At 69.7% G+C, this 19,689-nt stretch carries 15 protein-coding genes and 1 tRNA gene; 9 read left to right on the top strand and 7 right to left on the bottom strand.

Annotated features, from left to right (window positions below):
• Window positions 1–29 precede the first annotated feature (29 nt).
• The gene (gene orn, locus ACZK5N_RS05910; RefSeq protein ID WP_459019225.1) at window positions 30–665 is read right to left on the bottom strand and encodes an oligoribonuclease; all 636 of its coding nucleotides are present in this window, start codon (window positions 663–665) and stop codon (window positions 30–32) included.
• A 50-nt stretch (window positions 666–715) separates the two neighbouring features.
• Here orn and ACZK5N_RS05905 point away from each other — a divergent pair.
• Window positions 716–791, top strand: a tRNA-Arg gene (locus tag ACZK5N_RS05905).
• Between the two features lie 3 nt (window positions 792–794).
• On the opposite strand, the gene ACZK5N_RS05900 is transcribed toward ACZK5N_RS05905, so the two are convergent.
• Window positions 795–1,385 (bottom strand): 2'-5' RNA ligase family protein, encoded by a 591-nt coding sequence (locus ACZK5N_RS05900; RefSeq protein WP_459019226.1) that lies wholly within the window; start codon window positions 1,383–1,385, stop codon window positions 795–797.
• Between the two features lie 62 nt (window positions 1,386–1,447).
• Between ACZK5N_RS05900 and ACZK5N_RS05895 the strand changes: the two genes are divergently transcribed.
• The 4 genes from ACZK5N_RS05895 to ettA all read left to right on the top strand — a co-directional run bounded on the left by ACZK5N_RS05895 (window position 1,448) and on the right by ettA (window position 7,905).
• Complete coding sequence (locus ACZK5N_RS05895) at window positions 1,448–2,827, top strand: PrsW family intramembrane metalloprotease (protein WP_459019227.1); 1,380 nt, start codon at window positions 1,448–1,450, stop codon at window positions 2,825–2,827.
• Window positions 2,824–4,548, top strand: a complete 1,725-nt coding sequence (locus tag ACZK5N_RS05890; RefSeq protein ID WP_459019228.1) for a GTPase family protein — start codon at window positions 2,824–2,826, stop codon at window positions 4,546–4,548. The genes ACZK5N_RS05895 and ACZK5N_RS05890 overlap by 4 nt, the downstream gene beginning before the upstream one ends.
• Window positions 4,548–6,149: a GTPase gene (locus ACZK5N_RS05885; protein ID WP_459019229.1), complete on the top strand. Its 1,602-nt coding sequence runs from the start codon at window positions 4,548–4,550 to the stop codon at window positions 6,147–6,149. Before ACZK5N_RS05890 ends, ACZK5N_RS05885 begins: the two co-directional genes overlap by 1 nt.
• A 73-nt stretch (window positions 6,150–6,222) precedes the next feature.
• The gene (ettA, locus tag ACZK5N_RS05880) at window positions 6,223–7,905 is read left to right on the top strand and encodes an energy-dependent translational throttle protein EttA (RefSeq protein ID WP_459019230.1); all 1,683 of its coding nucleotides are present in this window, start codon (window positions 6,223–6,225) and stop codon (window positions 7,903–7,905) included.
• Between the two features lie 53 nt (window positions 7,906–7,958).
• Here the strand turns inward: ettA and ACZK5N_RS05875 are convergent, their stop codons facing one another.
• From ACZK5N_RS05875 to ACZK5N_RS05860, 4 genes are all read right to left on the bottom strand, one after another.
• Entirely contained in the window at window positions 7,959–8,786 is an 828-nt protein-coding gene (locus ACZK5N_RS05875) for a hypothetical protein (protein WP_459019231.1), read from the bottom strand.
• A gap of 49 nt (window positions 8,787–8,835) precedes the next feature.
• The gene (locus ACZK5N_RS05870; RefSeq protein ID WP_459019232.1) at window positions 8,836–9,327 is read right to left on the bottom strand and encodes an RNA polymerase sigma factor; all 492 of its coding nucleotides are present in this window, start codon (window positions 9,325–9,327) and stop codon (window positions 8,836–8,838) included.
• A gap of 93 nt (window positions 9,328–9,420) precedes the next feature.
• Window positions 9,421–12,207, bottom strand: a complete 2,787-nt coding sequence (locus ACZK5N_RS05865) for an FAD-binding and (Fe-S)-binding domain-containing protein (RefSeq protein WP_459019233.1) — start codon at window positions 12,205–12,207, stop codon at window positions 9,421–9,423.
• Between the two features lie 5 nt (window positions 12,208–12,212).
• A complete protein-coding gene (locus ACZK5N_RS05860) occupies window positions 12,213–12,668 on the bottom strand; it encodes a MarR family winged helix-turn-helix transcriptional regulator (protein WP_459019234.1) in 456 nt (151 codons plus the stop codon).
• 111 nt (window positions 12,669–12,779) lie between these two features.
• Here ACZK5N_RS05860 and ACZK5N_RS05855 point away from each other — a divergent pair, with 111 nt between their 5' ends.
• From ACZK5N_RS05855 to ACZK5N_RS05840, 4 genes are all read left to right on the top strand, one after another.
• Window positions 12,780–14,615 (top strand): AMP-dependent synthetase/ligase, encoded by a 1,836-nt coding sequence (locus tag ACZK5N_RS05855; RefSeq protein ID WP_459019235.1) that lies wholly within the window; start codon window positions 12,780–12,782, stop codon window positions 14,613–14,615.
• The gene (locus ACZK5N_RS05850) at window positions 14,616–15,473 is read left to right on the top strand and encodes an acyl-CoA thioesterase (RefSeq protein ID WP_459019236.1); all 858 of its coding nucleotides are present in this window, start codon (window positions 14,616–14,618) and stop codon (window positions 15,471–15,473) included.
• 269 nt (window positions 15,474–15,742) lie between these two features.
• Window positions 15,743–17,251, top strand: coding sequence for an L-arabinose isomerase (gene araA, locus ACZK5N_RS05845; RefSeq protein ID WP_459019237.1), 1,509 nt, complete (start codon window positions 15,743–15,745; stop codon window positions 17,249–17,251).
• A gap of 46 nt (window positions 17,252–17,297) precedes the next feature.
• Window positions 17,298–18,269 carry a LacI family DNA-binding transcriptional regulator gene (locus ACZK5N_RS05840; RefSeq protein WP_459019238.1) on the top strand — a complete coding sequence of 324 codons (972 nt, stop codon included), beginning with the start codon at window positions 17,298–17,300 and terminating at the stop codon, window positions 18,267–18,269.
• 3 nt (window positions 18,270–18,272) lie between these two features.
• Here the strand turns inward: ACZK5N_RS05840 and ACZK5N_RS05835 are convergent, their stop codons facing one another.
• Complete coding sequence (locus ACZK5N_RS05835) at window positions 18,273–19,688, bottom strand: glycoside hydrolase family 43 protein (RefSeq protein ID WP_459019239.1); 1,416 nt, start codon at window positions 19,686–19,688, stop codon at window positions 18,273–18,275.
• Window position 19,689 lies beyond the last annotated feature (1 nt).

Here is a 19,689-nt window from a genome sequence, read left to right as displayed (position 1 = left end):
TCCGGCGACTGAGAAACAATAGCGCACGCCTAGTTGCCCTGTGAAATCACCTCGACGCCGGCGCCGGTGAGCGCACCCCTGTGACGTGCGGCGATGGCCCGCAGTTCCACCGTCGAGGGCCCGGGTGAGGCGACGAAGACCGCCTCCCGGTAGTACCGCAGCTCCTCGATGGACTCCTGAATGTCAGCCAGCGCCCGGTGATTGCCTCCCTTTGCAGGCGCCTGGTAGTGCACCCGGGGGAACCATCGCTTCGCCAGCTCCTTGATGGTGGACACGTCGACGTTGCGGTAGTGCACCCACTGCTCCAACTCCGGCATGTCCCGGGCGAGGAACGCACGGTCCGTTCCGATGGTGTTGCCGGCCAGCGGCGCCTTGCGCCCGACGGGCACGTGCGTGCGGACGTAGTCCATGACCCGTTCGGTGGCCTCCGCCATGGTGACGCCCGTGGGGAGGACGTCGAGCAGGCCGGACTTCGTGTGCATGGCCCGGACGAAGTCGCCCATCTGCGCCAGGTCCGCTTCGGTGGGCCTGATGAGGATGTCGACGCCGTCGCCGAGGACGTTGAGGTCCCCGTCGGTGACCAGCACCGCAACCTCGATCAGGGCGTCGTGGACCAGATCCAGCCCGGTCATCTCGCAGTCGACCCACACCAGTTTCTCGCTCATGGGAGCCAAATCTAGGCCCTCGGGCCAATCCCGTTACACTCAGGTGACCAGCCCCTGTAGCTCAGCGGATAGAGCATCTGACTTCTAATCAGCCGGTCGCAGGTTCGAGTCCTGCCTGGGGCGCCACCCTCACAGTGACCAGTTGGCCAGCTCGATGAAGTCGAAGGTGCCCAGCTCGGGCCTCACCGTCACGGACACCAGGTGGGCCGTCGTCACGTGGAGGCTGCCTAACTCGGGTGCGCCCTCCAGGCGTGCCCGGAGGGCGTCGTCGGGCACGTCGCCCGTGGCGTAGGCCAGTGTCACGTGCGGCGCATACGGCCTGTCCGGCATCGTCCCGCCGAACGTCGACAGCGCGGCCCGGCGCACGCCGTCGACCAGCGCGTCCCACCCGGGCGTCGCCTCGGCCACACATTCGACGGCGACGTCGTGGACCCGCGGTGGCCCGACGAGCAGCTCGAACGCGGGCACTGACGCGAGTTCCGCGCTCATCGCGCCGCCGAACCGCGTGAGGTCGGCCATCGAGAGGTCGTCGAACTGCGCCAGGCGGTTGACCGTGAAGTGCAGCCACGCGCGCGGCATCGGGGGAAGGTGGTCGACCCCGTCGAGGCGGGCCTGCAGATCCCCGATGCGGTCGGCCACATCGTCGTCGGGCAGGACGTAGACGTGCAGGGAGCCGTCGTTGCGGTCCCAGGGCGTCATGGAGGCGAAGAAGCTCTTCATGGGCTCACCGTAACGGCATCCGCACAGACCGGAAGGTGCGGCCGGGTACGCTAAGCGCCATCATGGCTACCACGGAGATCGCCCACCGGCAGCGCCGGCTCAACGGGCTGCCCGTGCCCGACGCGCGGCCGTGGTTCCGCCGCATGATCGCCAGCCCGTTGTTCTGGATGACTGTGGTCCTGATCCCCGCCTACGTCTACTTCATCTACGCGCAGTACTGGATGCTCGCCCCCGCGCAGACGTTCGAGGACGGCACCGAGACGCTCGGTATCACCGACGAGGCCTTCCGGAAGGCGGCCTTCTGGGCCATGTGGACGGCCCTGGCCTACTCGGCGCTGTTCATCTGGCTGGACCGGTTCCGGGGATCCTCACCGGTGGTGTGGATCCTGACGTTCCTCTGGGGCGCCGCCGCCTCCACCTGGGTCTCCATCCACGTCAACTCGTGGGCCGCGGAGATGATGTCCACCACGCAGGCCAACTCGGACACCGGATCACGCGCCGCCGTCTTCTCGGCACCCTTCATCGAGGAACTGGCCAAGGCCACCATTCTGGTGGTGCTGGTGCTGTTCTGGCGCCGTCGGATGGTGTCGCGGCTCAGCATGGTGGCGCTCGCCGGCCTCTCGGCCGTGGGTTTCGCCTTCGTCGAGAACATCATCTACTACTCGCGCGTGTGGATGCAGGCCACCCATGACATCACGATCGCCAACCCCGACGAGACCATGATCGAGCTGGTGATGCTCCGGGGGGTCTACACCTCCTTCGGTCACCCCCTCTTCACGCTGATGACCGCATCCGGGCTGGTCATCGGGCTCGGGGCCCGCAGCAGAATCGTGCGGGTCCTGGCGCCGGTGGGCGGGTTCCTCCTGGCCAGCGCCGGGCACATGCTGTTCAACGGGCTGGCCTCCACCAACCCGATGGACCAACTGCAGCGCGCCTGGTACCTCGCCCTCGGCCTCGTCGGGGTGATCGTCATCTCGCTGATCGTCAGCGTCGTGGGCAACGGTCAGCTGATCCGGGCCCGCCTCACCGACTACCAGCGCGCCGGGTGGCTCACCGAGCGCGACGTCGCCGTCTTCGGCGGCCCCCTCAAGCGCACCAGGCTGCTGTGGTTCGCCATGTTCCGCGGCCCGCGGGTCTGGTGGCACACCGCGACCCTCGTGCGCCGGGTCACCGAACTGGCCTACCTCCGCAACGCCATGACCCGCGGCCTCGTCGACGCCGCAGGGGACCAGCGGGCACGGGACCTCGTGCACGAGATCGACGTCCTGCGTGCCAAGGCCCTCACGGACACCGCCGGGCTGCGCCTCATCGAGCGTCGGCGACGGCGCCCGCAACCCCCGCCACCGCTGCCCGCCGGCACCGCGCGCGGTCCACTCGCGTCGCACTACCCGCCACCCCAGTCGCCTGGACCCGCCGGCGTGGGCGGGAACTGGCCGCGATGAGCCCCGACGCCCTCGCCAGGGCCTTTCAGCAGCTCGACGACGCGCTCGCCGCGGCGCAGTACCCGCTCCCCCTCGAGGGGGCCGACGAGCTGCGCGCGCTCACCGTCTCCCTCGGCCACCAGGTGCGCGACTACCTCCTCCCACGCGCCGCCCGCCTCGACGCGCCGCTGCTGGCCGTCGTGGGAGGGTCGACGGGGGCCGGCAAGTCCACCCTGGTGAACTCGCTGCTGCGCGCATCCGTGACCCGTCCGGGCGTGCTGCGGCCCACCACCAAATCCCCGGTGCTGGTGTGTCACCCCGACGACGAGGCGTGGTTCCGTTCGGACAACGTGCTGCCTGGCCTGGTCCGCACGGACTCCCAGCTGCACGACTCGCGCGCGCTCCACATCGTCGCGTTCCCGGACCTGCCGCCGGGCCTGGCGCTCCTCGACGCCCCGGACATCGACTCGGTCGACGATGCCAACCGCAGCCTCGCCCGCCAGCTGCTGCTGGCCGCGGACCTGTGGCTGTTCGTCACCTCGGCCGCCCGCTACGCCGACGCCGTGCCGTGGGACTACCTGGCCGCCGCGGCCCAGCGCAACACCGTCGTCGGCGTGGTGGTCAACCGTTGCCCACCCGGGGCCCTCGACGAGGTGGCCGGGCATCTCGCGCAGATGCTGGCGGAGCGTGGGCTCGCGTCCGCCAGGCTGTTCGCCGTCGTGGAGCGGGCACTTCCGCACGACGGCATGCTCCCGGCCGGGGATGTGTCGGGCATCCGGCACTGGCTCGAATCGCTGGCCGACCAGGCAGAAGCCCGCTCCCAGGTGGCGGTGCAGACGCTGGCCGGCTCGGTGCGCTCCATCGACCGGCAGTTGATGGAACTCGGCGACGGCATGGCCCGCCAGGACGCCGCCGTCGGCGAACTGCGTGAGCAGGCCGCGCGGGCATATCGGGACGCCGCCGCGGACGTCAGCCGGGCTGCCGGAGACGGCACCATGCTGCGCGGGGAGATCCTCGCCCGCTGGCAGGACCTGGTGGGCACCGGCGAGTTCATGCGGTCCGTGGAGCAACGCATCGGCGCGCTCCGCGACCGGATCACCGGGTGGTTCAGCGGCGATCAGAGGGTGGAGGCCGTGGAGGTGGCCATCTCCGACAGCCTCGCCGCCGTCGTCAAGGACGCGGGCGAGCAGGCGGCCGAGGCCACGGCTGTCGCGTGGTCGCACACCCGGTGGGGCCGCGACATCATCTCCGCCGAGCCGTCGCTGGCCTCGGCATCCGAGGGGTTCGACGCGGACGCCGCGGCCGCCATCCGCGCGTGGCAGTCCGACGTGCTGCGGCTCGTGGAGGAGCAGGGTCGCGGCAGGCGGATGCGGGCGAGGTTCCTGGCGCTCGGCACCAACGCCGTCGGCGCGGCCCTCATCATCTACGTCTTCACGCTCACCGGAGGTCTCACCGGAGCCGAGGTGGGCATCGCCGGCGGCGCCTCGGTGCTGGCGCAGCGCCTCCTCGAGGCCGTCTTCGGCGAGGATGCCGTCCGGAAGCTGGCCGAACAGGCACGGCGCGAGCTGGAGGCCAGGGTCGACGGGGTGCTGGCCGGAGAGCTGGCCCGCTACACCGGAGTGCTCGACTCGCTGGCCGTGGAGCCCTCGGCAGCATCAGGGCTCGAGGCCGCGCGCGCGGCGCTGCGCACGGCGGCGCGGGACGCCTTCGACGACCTGACGCGCCCGGTGGGGATGGACTGATGGCCTCGGTCGCCACGCAACTCGACGCGCTCCGCGAAGTCCTGGACCTGGTGGCCGGGCGGGTCCCGGCAGAGGTCGAGCAGCGCACCCGAACAGTGTTGGGACGGGCCACCGAGCGGCTGGCGGCCGGGGAGCAGACGGTGGTGGCGTTGGCGGGCGCGACCGGCTCAGGCAAGTCCTCCCTGTTCAACGCGCTCAGCGGAACCCGGCTGGCCGAGCAGGGACCGCGCCGCCCCACGACGTCCACCACACTCGCGGCCAGCTTCGCCGCCACCAACATCGCACTGCTGGACTTCCTCGGCGTGGCACGACGGCACGAGGTCGCGCCACCGGAGCCGCGCATGGCGGATCTGGTGCTGCTGGACCTGCCGGACCACGACTCCACCGCGTCGTCGCATCGCCAGGAGGTGGACCGGATGGTTGGGGTGGTGGACCAGTTCGTCTGGGTGCTCGACCCCCAGAAGTACGCCGACGCGGCCATCCACCGCAACTACCTGCAGCCGTTGGCCAAGCATCGCGCCGTGATCACCGTCGTGCTCAACCAGGCGGACCGGCTCACCGCGCCGCAGCTGCAGGAGTGCATGGCCCACATCCGTCGGCTCCTCGTCGACGACGGGCTGGCAGACGTGCCGCTGCTGTCCACCAGCGCGGTGACGGGTGCCGGCATCGCAGAGTTGCGCGAGCACCTGTCCCGTGTGGCCGCGGGCAAGCGTTCGGCGGCGGCCCGGCTGGCCGCCGACGTGAGGGTCGCGGCGGGGGAGCTCGACGAGGCCGTCGGGCGGGGACGTGTGGCCGCGGCCGACAAGGGCACCATCAGCCGCCTCACCGCGCACCTGTCGGTCGCCGCCGGGGTGCCTGTGGTGGTCGAGGCCGTGCGCGGCTCGGTGCGCCACCGGGGCCAGCTGGCCACGGGGTGGCCGCTCGTCAAGTGGCTCGGGACGCTGCGTCCTGACCCGCTCAAGCGGCTGCGTCTGGGCGCCCCGCCCGAGCGGAACCAGCTCGAGGGTCCGTCCCTGACGCGCAGCTCCCTGCCCGCCCGCTCGGCCGCGGCGGGAGCGCAACAGTCCTCCGGACTGCGTGCGGTCGCGGCGGAGCTGGGAGAAGGCATGCCGACGGTGTGGCAGGAGGCGATCTTCCGTGCCGTCCGTAGCAACGAGCACACGCTGGCCGATCAACTGGACCGCGCCGTCGTCGGCACGGACCTGAAGGTGGCCCGGACACCCGTGTGGTGGCAGCTCATGCGGGTCCTGCAGTGGCTGCTGATCGGCGCCGTGGTGGTGGGGCTCGGCTGGCTCACCGTCAACGTGGTGCTCGGCTATTTCGGCCTCGGACAGCTCACGACCATGCCCGTCGGCCCGGCGGACGGGCCACAGGTGCCGCTGCCCACCCTGCTCGCGCTGGGGGGTGTCGCGGCGGGGATTCTGCTCTCCGGAGGCTCCCAGCTGGCCATCGGCGTCTCCGCCGACCGCTCGGCCAGGAGGGCCAGGAAGGCCCTCGACGCTTCGGTCGCGGCGGTGGCCCGGGCGCTGGTGCTCGCCCCCGCCGAGGGCGAGGTACAGCGCTACGCCGCCGCGCGCGCCGCCCTCGACCGCCTGCGCTGACCGCGCCCCCGTCGAATCGGGTCTGTCGGCGAATGCTGGCATACTGGCCTGCGGTCAATTCGAAAGGTCCCACGTGGCTGAGTTCATCTACACCATGCACAACGTCCGCAAGGCGGTGGGCGACAAGGTGATCCTCGACAACGTCACCCTGTCCTTCTACCCCGGCGCGAAGATCGGCGTCGTCGGCCCCAACGGCGCGGGCAAGTCCACCCTCCTGAAGCTGATGGCCGGCATGGACCGCCCCAACAACGGAGACGCGCAGCTCTCCAAGGGCTCCTCGGTCGGCATCCTGCTGCAGGAGCCGCCCCTCACCGAGGGGAAGACTGTCCAGGAGAACGTGGAGGAGGCGGTCGCGGAGATCAAGTCGAAGATGAACCGCTTCGAGGCCATCGGCATGGAGATGGCCGAGCCGGATGCGGACTTCGACGCGCTGCTGGCCGAGATGGGAGATCTGCAGACCTTCCTTGACGCGCACGAGGCGTGGGACATCGACGCCCGCCTGGACCAGGCGATGGATGCGCTGCAGTGCCCTCCGCCGGACGCGATCGTCGACGTGCTCTCGGGTGGTGAGCGCCGCCGCGTGGCGCTCTGCAAGCTGCTGCTCCAGCAGCCGGACCTGCTGCTCCTCGACGAGCCCACCAACCACCTCGACGCCGAATCCGTCAACTGGCTGGAGGGTCACCTCAAGGCATACCCGGGCGCCGTGCTGGCGGTCACGCACGACCGTTACTTCCTGGACAACGTGGCCCAGTGGATCTGCGAGGTGGACCGCGGCAAGCTCCACCCCTACGAGGGCAACTACTCCACCTACCTGGACACCAAGCGCCAGCGGCTCCAGATCGAGGGCAAGAAGGACGCCAAGCGCGCCAAGATCCTCGAGAAGGAACTCGAGTGGGTCCGCTCCTCGCCCAAGGCCCGTCAGGCCAAGAGCAAGGCGCGTCTTCAGCGGTACGAGGAGATGGCTGCCGAGGCGGAGCGCGATCGCAAGCTCGACACCGGGGAGATCAACATCCCTCCGGGTCCGCGCCTGGGCGCGATCGTGCTCGAGGTGAAGAAGCTCACCAAGGGCTTCGGGGATCGGGTCCTGATCAAGGATCTGTCCTTCACACTGCCGCGCGCCGGCATCGTCGGCATCATCGGCCCCAACGGCGTCGGTAAGACGACGCTGTTCAAGACCATCACAGGCCAGGAGGAGCCCGATTCGGGCGTCGTGAAGATCGGCGAGACGGTCTCCTTCAGCTACGTGGATCAGAACCGCTCCGGCATCGCGCCGGAGGACAACGTCTGGCAGGTGGTCTCGGACGGGCTCGACTTCATCAAGGTGGCCAACTTCGAGGTGCCCTCACGGGCCTACGTCGCCTCCTTCGGCTTCAAGGGGCCGGACCAGCAGAAGAAGGCCGGCGTGCTCTCCGGCGGCGAGCGCAACCGGCTCAACCTGGCGCTGACGCTCAAGCAGGGCGGCAACGTGCTGCTGCTCGACGAGCCCACCAACGACCTGGACGTGGAGACGCTGTCCAGCCTCGAGGACGCGCTGCTGGACTTCCCGGGCTGCGCCGTCGTGATCTCCCACGACCGCTGGTTCCTGGACCGCGTCGCCACCCACATGCTCGCCTGGGAGGGCGAGGACGAGGACGGCACCCCGCGGTGGTTCTGGTTCGAGGGCAACTTCGCGGACTACGAGGAGAACAAGATCGAGCGGCTCGGTCCGGAGGCGGCCCGCCCGCATCGCTCGAAGCACCGTCGGCTCACACGCTGACCCGCACACGCAAGCGCTCCCCGGTCTCGACCGGGGAGCGCTGCCGTGTGGGGCTACTTGACCAGAAGCTCGAGCACCTCCGGCATCGACTTGGCGAAGGAGCACTGAATGGCGTCGTTGTCGGGAAGCACGGAGCAGTTGTTGTCCATGCCCTCGAACGTGGTGAGGAGCCACACCACGCGCTCACCGGCCTGCATGACCAGGGTGTCGTTGAAGACGCCGACCTCCTCGCCCTCCTTGACGGCCATGCCGAAGAAATAGGCGGCCCGGGCGGGCTCCTCCTCCACGGTGGACCCGTCGAACGGCAACTGGGTGTCCTCGGCGCTGCTGACCCGGTCCCAACCTTCGGCCCGCATCTGGTCCTCACAGTCCCGGGCCGCGTCGGCAAGGAGGTCGTAACCCTTGGAAGCCGCCTCGGCGTCGTCGTAGCCGAACACGACCGCGACGGCTGGCGTCTCACCGGCGACGCCGTACTCACGTGTGAGGATGGTGCTCGGGTCGCCGTACGTGCCCGGATCACACAGGCCCTTTCCGGTGCGACCGATGCCCTCGTACTCGTCGAGCACGCCCACCACTGACGCGTCGTAGGGGAACATCATCTCGACGGTGGGCACGTTGGCCCAGGTGGGCTGCGCCGGCGCCGCTGGGGCGGAGGGTGACGGCGCGCTCGTCGGGCTGGGCGAGGAGCTGGGGTCCGGGCTGGACGTCGGCGTCGGGCTGTTGGCCCAGTCCGGCTGGTTGGCGCCGCGGAGAATCGGCGTGGCGGCCCACACTCCGGCGCCGAGGCTGGCGACGACGCCGACTGCGGCGACGGACAGACCGACTCGCCGGGTGGTGCGGCGCCGATCGCCGCGTCGACGGACTTCATGAGCTGGGAGCATGGGGGCCTCCTTTGCCGTGGCCGCGAGATCGTCCAGTTGGGGGAAGTGCTCAGGCATGACGGACCTCCAGATCGGTGGTGAGTAGGCGGGCGAGGGTCTGCCGTCCGCGAGCGAGACGGGCCTTGACGGTCCCCGTGGGGGAGCCGACCTCCTGTGCGATCTCGCCGACGGTGAGGTCGCACAGGTGGTAGAGCACGATGGCTCGACGCTGAGCGTCAGGAAGCTGGGCAAGTGCCCGGTCGATGGCCACCCTGTCGGGGCCGGGTTCGACGGAGCGCTCAGGTTCCAGCGCCCGGTCGGGTTGGCGGAAGGCTCGGCGCGCCTTGCGCCAGCGGCTCACCGCCAGGCGGTATGCGGTGGTGCGGACCCAGGCCTCCGGGCTGCGGGACGCATCGAGGTCGCTGCGATGGTCCCAGGCCCGGATGAAGGCCTCCTGAACGCAGTCCTGCGCTTCGGCCATGTTGCCGCACATCGCGTAGACCTGACCGACCAGCTTGGTGTACGAGTTCGTATAGAACCGGTCGAACTGGGTTTCGTCCACGTGCCTCTCCCTCCTTTTCGGCGTTGTGGTGTGTCTCGCCCTGTCTACGCCTCGGCGGAGGGTGCCGGTTGCATGCGGCGTCGGCGCGTCGTCTCAGTGGGTGGCGAGCAGTTCCGCCAGCGACATCGAGGACCGGCCCGCGAGCGAGGTCAGCTGGGTCTGGCAGCTGAAGCCGTCGGCCAGCACGATCGCCTCCGGATGGGCCTCCACGGCGGGGCCGAGATCGTGCTCGAACACTTTCACGCTGATGTCGTGGTGGCCGCGTTCGACGCCGAAGTTGCCGGCCAACCCGCAGCATCCGCCCACGGCGATGAGCGTGGCGCCCGTGGACTCCAGGAGCGCCCTGTCCTTCGCCCACCCGATCACGGAGGCGTGATGACAGTGCGGCTGGGCGACGAGGGTGTGGCCGCTGAGGTCGGGCGCCACGAAGTCGGGGTCCGTGGACAGGAACTCGGCGAGCGTGAGTACCTTCCCCTCGAGCGCGCGGACGTTGCTGTCATGGGGGAGCAGTTCGGGGGCGTCGCTGCGCCACACCGCGGTGCATGACGGCTCGACGCCGACGATGGGCACGCCGTCGCGCACGTACGGGGCGAGGACGGAGGCCGCGTTGGTCAGCTGGCGGCGTGCGCCGTCGAGCTGGCCGGTGGAGATCCACGTCAGGCCGCAGCAGGCGTTCTCGTCGAGCACCTCGGGCTCGTAGCCGAGGCGCACCAGCACCTGCGCCATGGCGGCGAAGGAGGTGGACTCGAAGCAGTCGGAGAACGAGTCCACCCAGATGAGGACGCGACCCTTGGAGCCGGGAAGGGCCGGGGCGTCGCGGAAGCGGGCCCGGGCGCTCTTCGAGGCGAAGCGGGGGATGTCGCGGCGGACGTCGACCCCCGCGCCCCAGCGCAGCAGGCGGCCCAGCACCGGGGCCCTGCCCACCACGTTGATGAGGCCCCCCAGCCCGGGGACGGAGGTGATGAGCCGCCCCCAGCGCGGAAGCCAGCCCAGTGCGTAGTGGTTGCGGGGCCGCAGCCTGCCCTTGAACCGCTCGTGCGTGACGCGCGCCTTGTAGGCGGCCATGTCGATGCCCGTGGGGCAGTCGCGCGCGCAGCCCTTGCAGGACAGGCAGAGGTCCAGCGCAGCGTGCACCTCGGGCGAGTGCCAACCCCGGGTGATCAGTGAGCCGTTGACCATCTCCTGCAGCGCGCGGGCACGGCCCCGGGTGGAGTCCTTCTCGTTGCGGGTGGCCTGGAAGCTGGGGCACATCACACCCCCTGAGGTCGTCATGTCGGCCAGGCACTTGCCGACGCCGCTGCACTGGTGCACCTGCTCGACGAAGTCGGCGTCCGACAGCGAGAGGGGTGAGCGGCTCGCCGCGACCATCCGCAGGTTCGCCTCGACAGGGGCGGGGTCGACCAGCACGCCGGGGTTGAGCAGGTTGCGGGGGTCGAAGATGTGTTTGACGCCGGCGAACAGGTCCAGGGCGGCGGGGGAGTACATGTGCGGCAGCAGGGCGGACCGCGCCCGGCCGTCGCCGTGCTCGCCGGACATCGAGCCGCCGAAGCCGGCCACCAGCTGCGCGGCCTCCTCGACGAAGGCGCGGTACCGCGCCGCGCCTTCGGGCTCGGTGAGCGGGAAGTCGATGCGGCAGTGGACGCAGCCGTCGCCGAAGTGGCCGTACGGCAGGCCGTGGAGGCCGAACTTCCCCAGCAGCGCGTCGAACGCCCGCAGGTAGTCGCCGAGGTGCTGCGGCGGCACGGCCGCGTCTTCCCAGCCTCCGTAGGCGGGCTTGGCCAGGCTGACGCCGGCCAGGCCCGCGCCGTCGGCTCGGATCTTCCACAGCCGGGCGGCGAGGGCAGGGTCGTCCACCACCCATCCTTCGCCCGCGCTCGCGGCTGCCGCCAGGTCCTCCGCGCGGACGCGGACCTCGGCGGCGTTGTCGCCGACCACCTCGAGGAACATCCAGCCGTCACCGGCGGGGAGCGCGGGGACCGAGGCCGCGCCGAACTTCGCCACCACGACGTCGACGATCCGACGGTCCAGTCCCTCGCAGGCGGTGGGCCGGAAGCGCAGCAGGTTGGCGATGTCGTCGCCCGCGTCAGCCATCGTGGGATAGCCGAGCGCCACCATCAGACGCTCGGGGGCGTCGGCGACGAGCTGCACGGTGGCGCGCACGATGATCCCGAGGGTCCCCTCGGTGCCGGCGAAGAACTTCGCCAGGTCGAACTTCCGCTCCGGGAGCAGGTGCTCCAGCGAGTAACCGGAGACCTGTCGCGTGAACCGGCCGAACTCGGTGCGGATGGTGCCCAGGTTGGCCGCGACCAGGGCGCGCAGTTCCGGCACGTCGTCGACGCCGAGCGTGAGGAGTTCCCCGGTGCCCGTGACGATGTCCAGCGAGACCACGTTGTCCGCCATCCGGCCGTACCCGAGGGCGCGGGGGCCGCAGGCGTTGTTGCCGATCATGCCGCCGACGGTGCACCGGTTGGAGGTGGACGGATCGGGCCCCAGCCGGAGCCCGTACGGCCGCGCCGCGATCTGTAGCTGGTCCTGCACCACGCCCGGATCGATCACCGCGGTGCGGGTCACCGGATCGATGGAGTGGATGCGGTTCAGGTGCCTGGACACGTCGATCACGAGCCCGGGGCCGACGGCGTTGCCCGCGCAGGACGTCCCCGCTCCCCGGGCGGTGACGGGTGTGCCGCTGTCCAGCGCGGCCCGCACCAGGGCGACCAGTTCATCCGGAGTGCGCGGATGGGCCACGGCCTCCGGCGCGACGCGGTAGAGCGAGGAGTCGCTGGAGTACAGGGCCCGGGTGAGCGTGGAGGTGTCGACGATCTCCGCGAGTTCCCCGAGGCGGTCGATCAGGAGTGCATGGGGCGCGGAGGTGGTGGTCACCCGGACTAGTCTGCCACCGCCAGGACGGCAGTCATCGCGCGCCCAAGGGCAAGATAGTCCTCGGGATCGATCGCGTCGACGAAGACCCGGCGCACGGAATCCACGTGCGCGGGGGCGGCGCGCTTGAGCAGGTCGTACCCGGTCTCGGTCATGACCGCCTGGACACCGCGACCATCGGCCACACACGACGTCCGGGTCACATACCCGGCCTGCTCCATCCGCTTGATGGTGTGCGTGAGGCGCGAGCGAGAGTGGCCGACGGAGGCCGCCAGCTCGCCCATCCGGATGGTATGGTCCGGACTCTCGGAGAGCCGGACGAGCAACTCGTACTCGGCCAGGCTGAGGCCGAAGTCGCCTAGGGCCTCGTCGAGGTAGTCGTCGATGTGCGTCTTGGCCAGCAGATAGCTCCGCCAGACGCGCTGCTGGCTCTCGGTGAGCCACCCGTTCACTGGTTCGGACATGCCCCCATCATAGCAAATGCTTTAGCTTTCAAGTAAATTGGGCGGAGTTACCCCTCCCGCGCGACGCGTCGTCACCAGTAGGCTGGTTGAAACGCGAAAGGGGTACCACCGGTGGGTATTCGAGAAGACATCCTGGCCCAGGCAGCAGACAGCGTCGGTCATCAGTTCAGGCGAAGGGTCCGCGCGACGCCGGACAAGCTGGCCTTCATGTATCCCGAGGGCGCGGCTGAGGGTCCGACGTCGTGGACGAAGCTCTCATGGCGGGAGACCAGCGACGTGGTGGACCGGCTCGCCGCCGGCCTCCTGTCGCGCGGCCTGCAGTACGAGGAGCGGGTGGCCATCTGCTCGAGCACGCGAGTCGAGTGGATCCTCACGGACCTCGCCATCGCGCTGGCCGCGGGCGCCACCACGACGGTGTATCCAAACACACAGCCCGGCGACGTGCACTTCATCGTCAAGGACTCCGGCTCGGTGATCTTCGTGGCTGAGGACGCCAAGCAGGTGGCCAAGCTCACGGACTCGGCCGAGTTCAACGATCAGGTGCACACCATCGTCGTGTTCGACACCACCGGGCTCACGCTCGATGACCGGATCATCTCCTTCGAGCACCTCAAGCAGGCAGGTGAGCGCTACCTGGAGGAGCATCCCACCGCCGTCGATGACGCCATCGCCAAGACCAGCCGGGATTCGCTCTCCACCCTCATCTACACCTCCGGTACCACCGGACAACCCAAAGGCGTGCGGCTCAACCACCTGTCCTGGGTGTACCAGGGCGCGGCGACGAAATACCTGGACATCATCGGTCCCGATGAGCTGCAGTACCTGTGGCTGCCGCTCAGCCATGTGTTCGGCAAGGCGCTGATCGCCGTCCAGCTCGACTACGGCTTCGCCTCCGCGGTCGACGGACGCATCGACAAGATCGTCGAGAACCTCGGGATCGTGAAGCCTTCGTTCATGTGCGGCGCCCCCCGCATCTTCGAGAAGGTGCGCGCGGCCGTCATGACCGGGTCCACCGGCCTCAAGGGGAAGATCGCGCGCTGGGCCTTCCACGTGGGCTACCAGTCCATCGACGACAGGCTGGCGGGCCGCCCCCTCACCGGAGCGCTCGCGCTCAAGTACAAGGTGGCGGACAAGCTGGTCTTCTCCAAGCTCAAGGAGAAGCTGGGCGGCAACATCAAGTTCATGATCTCCGGCGCCGCCAAGCTCTCACCGCAGGTCCAGCAGTGGTTCTACGGGGCGGGCATCCTCATCGTGGAGGGCTACGGCGCCACGGAGACCAGCGCCATCGCGGGCGTCGACCTCCCGAGGGATCCGCATTTCGGCACCGTCGGACCCGTCCTTCCCGGCATCGAGACCAAGTTCGCCGAGGACGGCGAGCTCCTGCTGCGCGGCCCGATCATCACCCCCGGGTACCACAACCTTCCCGAGGAGACGGCGGAAGCGCTGGACGCGGACGGCTGGTATCACACCGGCGACATCGCCGAGATGACACCGACCGGCCACATCAAGATCACAGACCGCAAGAAGGACCTGTTCAAGACGTCGGGCGGCAAGTTCGTCGCGCCGCAGAAGGTCGAGAGCGCCATCCAGGCCAACATCCCCTACGTGGCGCAGTCGGTGGCCATCGGGGAGGGGCGCAAGTATGTCTCCGCTCTGTTGGTGCTGGATCCCGTCATGCTCGCCAAGTGGGCGGACAAGCGCGGCCTGTCGTCGTTGAGTTACGCAGAACTCACGCAGCGCCCCGAGATCAAGGCATCGATCGGGCGCTGGATGGAGCGGGTCAACTCCAAGCTCGAGCGGTGGGAGACGGTCAAGCAGTTCGCCATCCTCGATCATGAGCTGACGGTCGACAACGCGGGCGTCACGCCCAACATGAAGATCCGCCGCTCCATCGTGACGGAGAAGTACTCGGACCTCGTGGAGTCCATGTATCCCCAGGAAGACTGAGTGTTCCACGTCCGCTGCCCCCTGCGCTGGTCAGACCTCGACGCGCAGGGGCATGTCAACAACGCCATCATCGTGGATTACCTGCAGGAGGCCCGCGTGGCCTTCCTGCGCAGCGGCCCGGCGTCGGACCTGCTCGACGCCGGGGTGGTGGTGGTCGGTCACGAGGTGGAGTACCGGCGGGCCATCGACTACTCCGACGACGGGGTGGACGTCCAGCTCGGCGTGGCTGGGCTAGGTGCGGCTCGGATCGTCGTGTCCTACGAGCTGCGTCAGGCGGGGGAGCTGGCCGTCGCGGCGCGGACGCTGCTGTGCCCGTTCGACTTCGACGCTCAGGCGCCCACGCGGATCCCGGCGCCGTACCGGGCCTTCTTCGAGGCGCACCGGGTGGAGGCGGAGCCCCTTCGGGAGCTGACCGCGCCGCCCCTGGAGGGGCGTGGCACGGCCGTGCCGCTGCGGGTGCGCTGGTCGGACCTGGACTCCTACGGCCATGTCAACAACGCCAAGGTCTTCGACTACCTGCAACAGGCACGCATCACCGCCACCACGTCATGGGATCCGACGATGGCGCGCGCCGGGTCGTCGGGGAGCCGCCACCTGTGGCTGGTGGCCCGCCAGGACGTCGACTACGTGGCCCAGATGGACCACCGGATGGAGCCGTACGAGGTCCGCGTGGCTCCCGTGGCGCTCGGGTCGTCGTCGATCACACTGGCCGCGGAGATCGTGGACCCTGCCGACGGCACCCTGTTCGTGCGAGGGCGCACCATCCTGGTCTGCGCGGATCTCGACGGCAGGAAGACCCCGCTCGATGACGGAACGAGAGGCCGCCTGGAGCGCCACCTCGTCCCTCCCGCCGACTGACGATCGTCGAGCCGGACACGGCTCTTGCGGGGCTCGGTTGAGCCGGACACGGCTTTCGGCGGAGGGCCTCGAGCCGGATCTGGGGCTCAACTCCGAAGTGGCCCTGATTGAACGATCCAAGCCTCGCGACATCCAGATCCGGCTCAACGCCGTGGGCAGCAAGGGCTGGACACGAACCCCGAGATCCTCTAGGGTGTGAACGTTCACATTGGTTCGAGTGCCATCGCCGGCTGACTTGGGCCGAAGAGAGATCCCCTCAAGGAGAACCCATGGAAAGCCCCTTCGTCGGCAAGGAGATCTGGTTCCTCACCGGATCGCAGGACCTCTACGGACCCGAGACCCTGGAGCAGGTCACCGCGCAGTCCCAGGAGGTCGCGGCACTGCTCGACGGCGCCGAGGGCATCCCGGTGTCGATCGTGCACCGCCCCACGCTGAAGGACCGCGACGCCATCCGCGCCGAGATGCTGGCCGCCAACGCCGACCCCAACTGCATAGGCGTGATCACCTGGATGCACACCTTCTCCCCGGCGAAGATGTGGATCCTCGGCCTGGCCGCCCTGGACAAGCCGATGCTGCACCTCCACACCCAGGCCTCGATGGGCCTGCCGTGGGACACCATCGACATGGACTACATGAACCTCAACCAGTCCGCGCACGGGGACCGCGAGTTCGCCTACATCGCCTCCAGGCTCGGCAAGGCCCGCCGCACCGTCGTCGGGCACGCCTCCACCGAACCTGTGCAGGCAAAGATCGGCACTTGGGCGCGCGCGGCCGCAGGCTGGGCCTCGCTCCACAACACCAAGCTGGCACGCTTCGGCGACAACATGCGCAACGTGGCGGTCACCGAGGGTGACAAGACCGAGGCCGAGCTGCGGCTCGGGGTCTCCGTCAACACCTGGGGCGTCAACGACCTCGTCGCGGCCGTGGACGCGGTCTCCGATGAGGCCATCGACGCCCTCGTGGACCAGTACGAAGAGCTCTACGACGTCGTGCCCGAGCTCCGCAAGGGCGGCGACCGTCACGAGGCGCTGCGCTACGGGGCCCGCCAGGAGCTCGGCATGCGCAGCTTCCTCGAGGCCGGCAAGTTCGGCGCCTTCACCACCAACTTCGAGGACCTGGGCGGGCTCAAGCAGCTCCCGGGCCTGGCGGTGCAGCGCCTAATGGCCGACGGCTACGGCTTCGGCGCCGAGGGCGACTGGAAGACCGCCATCCTGGTGCGGCTGGCCAAGGTGATGGGCTACGGCCTCCCCGGCGGCGCATCGCTGATGGAGGACTACTGCTACGAAATGACCCCCGGCAAGGAGAAGATCCTCGGGGCCCACATGCTCGAGGTCTGCCCGTCGTTGACCACGGCCAAGCCCAAGCTGGAGATCCACCCGCTGGGCATCGGTGGCCGTGAAGACCCTGTGCGCCTCGTCTTCGACGCGGACCAGGGCCCGGCCCTCGTCGTGGCCATGGCGGACATGCGCGAGCGGTTCCGCCTGACCATGAACATGGTCACCAACGTGGCGCCCGACGCCCCGCTGCCCAACCTGCCTGTGGCCCGGGCCGTCTGGGAGCCGGCGCCGGACTTCGCCACGTCGGCCGAGTGCTGGCTGATCTCCGGCGCCGCGCACCACACGGCCATGTCCACCGCCACCACCCGTGAGATGTGGGAGGACTTCGCCGAGATCGCGGGCATGGAGCTCGCGATCATCGACGAGCACACCACCGCCCGCGGCTTCGCGCAGGAGCGCCGCCTTGAGCAGGTCTACCACCGGCTCACCCAGGGCGTCTGAGCCCACCTCCCGTGGGGGTCGGGCCGTTGGCCGGCCCCCCGGGATGATGGCCGTGGCCCGACTGGCCGGTGTGTCCCACCAGACGGTGTCGCGGGTCATCAACTCTCCGGACACGGTGCGCCCCGAGACGAGGCAGCGCGTCGAGGAGGCCATCCGGGAGCTCGGGTACGTCCGCAATCTGGCCGCTCGCTCGCTGATCACGCAGCAGACGGCCCTGCTGGGGGTGGCCTGGACCGGCGCCGGCTACTTCGGGCCCTCCAGCACAGTGGCCGGCATCGAGGTCGCGGCCAGGGCCGCCGGCTACGCCACGCTGGTGGCGGCCCTCGAGAACCCTGACGACGACGAGGTGGCGCAGGTGTTCAAGGGCTTTCGGGATCGTGGTGTGGAGGGCATTGCCATCGTCGCCCCGCATGAGCGGATGGCGAGGCTCGCCCGCGAGCACAGCACCGGCATCCCGACCGTGCTCGTGGCAGACACCTCACCGGACGACGGCTGCCACGTGGTGACGGTTGATCAGCGCCTCGGCGGCCGGTTGGCGACCTCCCACCTCATTGAGCGCGGCTGCCACCGCGTCGCGCACATATCCGGTCCCTTGGACTGGTTCGACGCTCGGGAGAGGGTTTCCGGATGGCGCGACGCCCTCGTGGAAGCAGGGCTGCCCGTGCCCGAGGTGATCGTGGGGGACTGGTCCGCCGAGTCCGGATATGCCGCCGCCCAGCGGATGCTGGCTGACGGCGACCTTGCCGATGCCGTGTTCTGCGGCAACGACGCCACCGCCCTGGGTCTGATGGCGGGACTGCGGGATGCCGGGATAGACGTGCCTGGCCAGGTGAGCGTGGTGGGGTACGACGATTCGATCGGCGCGGCCTACTTCGCGCCGCCGCTCACCACGGTGGCGCAGCCCTTCACCGAGTTGGGCGGCGCGTGCCTGGAGGTGCTGGTAGCGGCCATCAACGGAGGTGCTCCGGCGCGCACGCAGCTGGCCCCGCGGCTGCGCGTGCGCCGGAGCGTCCGCTGACCACTAGTTGGCAGGCACCGCCCAGACGGCGGTGGAGCCCGAGGTCAGGCCGCTCAGCGTGGTCACCCACTCCTGGCTCGCCTCGTCCCACTGGCGGAAGGTCTCGGCGGACACCTCCTCGCCGTCGAGGGTGATGGTCAGCCGGGTGTCGCCCTCGAGCTCCCACGCGCCTCTCCTGGCGCCCGCGACCGCGCCGTCGTCGGTCAGAGTGATCTCCTCGGGCTCGCTCAGCCTCGGGCCGATGGTGCGGGGGCCGTGGTCCACCAGCGTGTACCTGCCGGGTAGGTCCTCGGCCTGGGGATCGCGGTCCGGTTCCCCGGCGTAGCGCAGCGGGGCGATCACCGGCCATCCGTCGGCATCCTTGGCCCACTCGTGCACGCGCACCTGGTGGGCCTCTCCACGGCCGGGGAAGCGGGTGTGGAATGTGATCAGGCGTCGCCCGTCCTCGTCGATGAAGGGCGAGCTGCCACCGGGAGACACATAGCCCAGCGCGGGCATGCCGTCGGTGGCGGGGGCCAGCACGTGGTTGCCCATGAGCTTGATCGCGGACCCGGCGATAGTCACGTCGTCGAACAGGGGCAACGTGGGATCGGACTTCACCTCCGCCATGTCGCGACCCTCGGCGTCGACGAACGGGCCGTCGGGGTTCTCGGAGCGGGCCACTCGGATGTTGTACCCGCCGCCGGCGTCGAGGCCGCCGTAGGTGACGAACAGGTAGTAGTAACCCGTCTCCTCGTCGTAGACCATGGCGGGGCCCTCGATCCGGGAGTGGTTGCCGCCCCACAGGTGCTTGCCGTACCCCTGGTCGGGGAACGGGAAGCCGGTCGCGGGGTCGAGCTCCAGGATGAACAGGCCGCCGGAGAAGCTGCCGTAGACCATCCACAGCCTGCCGTCGGCGTCGTAGAACACGTCCGGGTCGATGACGTTGGGATGGACGCGGGCGTCGAACGGGGTGCCGTCCTCGCTCTCGCCGGCCATACCGGACTTGAGGATGAGGCCCAGATCCTCGTAGGGCCCCGTGACTTCGTCGGCCACCGCGATCCCCATCGCAGACAGCGGGGAGTCACCGCGACACGCGTCGTAGTAGAGGTGGAACCGTCCGTCGGCGAGCTGGATGATGTCGGGTGCCCACAGCGTGTCGGTCTCGGCCCACTCCAGGGCTTCGGAGAGCTCCCGGGTGACGTCCTCGAACAGCGGGTTCTCGGGGTTCACGCCCTCGGCCACCTGGGTCCAGCTGATCAGGTCCGGGCTGGATGCGGCCTGCAGGTGGGAGCCGATCACGTAGTGCGTGCCGTCGACTTCGATGTGGTCGGGGTCGTGCACGGTGGCGTCGGCGAACTCGGGCGCGGTGCCCCCGGCCTGACACCCCGTCAGGCCGAGGACAACGGCGAGGGCGAGCCCTGCGAGACGGGTCGGCACC

Source organism: Tessaracoccus pujii (assembly GCF_055326215.1).
Note: the sequence above shows the minus strand (reverse complement) of the source record. Positions and strands in the feature narration are given on the sequence as shown.